Here is a 2,624-nt window from a genome sequence, read left to right on the forward strand (position 1 = left end):
GGCCATACGCCGCTGAACAGGGCGCTTGCGCTTTTCTTATTCTGTCTGATCATTTAGTAAACGAGCTGTATCTCCACGATACTCATCTTCGTTTTCGACTCGATTTTTAAATGCTTCTCTTACCACTAGGAATTCTTCATCCCCAATTGCTTGTTTCGCATGTTTTTCCGTTAAACTGTCATTTGGGAAATTACCCGGATGGCTTTTCTTTTTATGTTCAAAATGTTCACCACGTGCCAAATTCAACACTCCTTTCGTCCTCGCTAGTAGCATTCCCTGATTGGAGCGAAAATAATTATTTTTTTTATTCACTATACAATGGAAAAGGCTGGTGAAATGGAACCTAAAAACCAGGTTCACTCTTCACCAGCTTTTTCTTGTGGAGGATCTGGTTTACACATGCGGTCTAAAAAATACCCAGCAAACACAATAAACGCAATCGGAATAGAAAAGTTTAATACATGAATAAGGGTCATCGCATTGAGTCACCACCAAATTTGTAATATTTATAATATTAAGTTTATTTTTATGTTGTTTACATTATATGCTAATTGTCACAATTTAGACAAATGTTTGAAGCATAAAATTTTCCTAACTATAAAGAAAAGATTTGAGATTTCTCCCAATGTTCTAGAGCTTTGACAAAAAAGCTATTCAAGTTGGAAGAGTAAATTGGAAAATTTTTGTAGATTTATGGGATAATTTGTTAGAAAAAATTGTGTGAAAATTATAATAATCCGACAAATTACAACAACCTACTATAATAGCACTAGTTATAATTACAGTATGGATTAAGTAAATCGACCTATCTAATTTTAATAAATAGCTTATACATTGCTACTTAAGTTGTATAAGTCACAGAAAAAGGCAAACCTGTTGAAAAGCAGGGACGCAAAGCCGAGGATCTAAGGCAGGTATTACTTGTTATGATGGCCGGGCTACCTGGAATACATAATGTATTTTAGGAGTGATAACAGTGATAATTACAAAAAATGAAGCTGAAGTTATTGATCAAGAGTGGATGGAACTAATTTTAGAAGCAAAGGACTTGGGATTATCGATAAATGCAGTTCGTGACTTTCTTAGCCAGAAAGAGGTAATTAGTTAATTGCGAGACTACTATTACATAAAATAAAAAGCATTCTACAAGAAGTTTCTTTGTAGAATGCTTTATTTTTATATAAAAAGGAATATCCAAACCAGTCTTACTTATCGTTTTGATTTATCCGCCACTTGTTAAATTCAAGGAAATCACGGAATTGCTCCTTAGAAACACCAGAATTCATTGCATCTTTAACAAGATTCATCCAATCGATATCTAGTTCCTCTTTATTAACTTCTTCATGAATTAAATGATCAACAGAAATATTTAAGACAGCAGCTATTTTCTCAAGAAATTTGATCGAAGGATTCTCTTGTTTGTTATTTTCAAGGTTACTTAAATACGATTTTGCAACCCCTGCTTGAGAAGCAAGTTCGGAAAGTGACATTTTCTTATTTAAACGAAATTTTTTAACGCGATCACCAATCATGAGTCTCACACACCTAATAAATTATTAAATATATATTAATTCTATCAAAAAGAATTAAGAAGTACCATATTAAGAACGTAGGAATATGACAAAAAAATGAACATTGAGAATAATTCTCCCCAAAGTTTATTAGAGATTAAGTAATTTTGAAAAATTATCGGGTAAGAGTTATTATTAAAAGTGTTGCCAATAATGGACTATTGTATAATTCACTTATAGGTATTGCGATTAGTTGAATAACATTTTTGCATTGCATACATAAAAATAAACAAAAAGGAAGGGGACCCTCCTAAATGATTGTCCTTAAATCACAACGTGAAATTGAAGCTATGAAAAAAGCAGGAGAAATACTTGCAGCTTGTCATAAAGAAATCGGAAAACTAATCAAACCAGGTATAACCACTTGGGAAATCGACCAATTTGTTGAAGAGTTTCTTAAGAAAAAAGGTGCAACCCCAGAACAAAAAGGCTATAAAGGTTATGAATATGCAACCTGTGCAAGCATAAATGATGAAATATGCCATGGGTTTCCAAGGAAGGAACCTTTAAATGAAGGGGATATTGTAACGGTGGATATGGTTGTTAACTACAATGGTGCCTTGGCCGATTCCGCTTGGTCCTATGCTGTAGGGAAGGTATCTGAGGAAACCGAACGATTATTACAGGTTACTAAAGAAGCACTTTATAAAGGAATTGAACAGGCGATTGTCGGCAATCGAATCGGGGATATTGGCCACGCAATTCAAACCTATGTGGAAGGGGAAGGGTTTTCAGTGGTGCGCGACTTTATCGGCCACGGGATTGGAGCAGTGATCCACGAGAAACCGGACGTTCCACACTACGGGCTGCCTGGTAAAGGGGCAAGAATTAAAGAAGGTATGGTCTTTACAATCGAACCCATGGTAAACGTAGGCAGATACCAAACGAAGATGGACCTTAATGGCTGGACAGCAAGAACAATCGATGGGAAATTTTCAGCACAATACGAACATACTCTAGCAATTACTAAAAATGGACCTGTCATTTTAACTGAACAAGAATAAAAACAAACCCGTTATGTGAAATAACGGGTTTACTTTAGAAGTGCAAACA

The 2,624-nt window shown here is 35.0% G+C and carries 5 protein-coding genes and 1 riboswitch; of the genes, 3 read left to right on the forward strand and 2 right to left on the reverse strand.

What is annotated here, in order from left to right; genetic code table 11:
* Nucleotides 1-36: 36 nt before the first annotated feature.
* Nucleotides 37-240, reverse strand: a complete 204-nt coding sequence (locus BDR01S_RS24380) for a hypothetical protein (protein ID WP_066251259.1) — start codon at nucleotides 238-240, stop codon at nucleotides 37-39.
* Nucleotides 241-318: 78 nt separating this feature from the next.
* On the opposite strand from BDR01S_RS24380, the gene BDR01S_RS26005 reads away from it, so the two are divergent.
* Nucleotides 319-465, forward strand: a complete 147-nt coding sequence (locus BDR01S_RS26005; protein ID WP_169801479.1) for a hypothetical protein — start codon at nucleotides 319-321, stop codon at nucleotides 463-465.
* Between the two features lie 391 nt (nucleotides 466-856).
* Nucleotides 857-946, forward strand: a riboswitch (cyclic di-GMP riboswitch).
* 30 nt (nucleotides 947-976) lie between these two features.
* On the forward strand, nucleotides 977-1,108 hold the full coding sequence (locus BDR01S_RS25125) for an anti-repressor SinI family protein (protein ID WP_082797573.1): 132 nt from the start codon (nucleotides 977-979) through the stop codon (nucleotides 1,106-1,108).
* 97 nt (nucleotides 1,109-1,205) lie between these two features.
* Here the strand turns inward: BDR01S_RS25125 and BDR01S_RS24385 are convergent, their stop codons facing one another.
* The gene (locus BDR01S_RS24385; protein WP_066251261.1) at nucleotides 1,206-1,532 is read right to left on the reverse strand and encodes a helix-turn-helix domain-containing protein; all 327 of its coding nucleotides are present in this window, start codon (nucleotides 1,530-1,532) and stop codon (nucleotides 1,206-1,208) included.
* Nucleotides 1,533-1,825: 293 nt separating this feature from the next.
* Here BDR01S_RS24385 and map point away from each other — a divergent pair, with 293 nt between their 5' ends.
* Complete coding sequence (map, locus tag BDR01S_RS24390) at nucleotides 1,826-2,575, forward strand: type I methionyl aminopeptidase (RefSeq protein WP_066251262.1); 750 nt, start codon at nucleotides 1,826-1,828, stop codon at nucleotides 2,573-2,575.
* Nucleotides 2,576-2,624 lie beyond the last annotated feature (49 nt).

Source organism: Neobacillus drentensis NBRC 102427, assembly GCF_001591445.1.
Classification (GTDB): domain Bacteria; phylum Bacillota; class Bacilli; order Bacillales; family Cytobacillaceae; genus Neobacillus; species Neobacillus drentensis.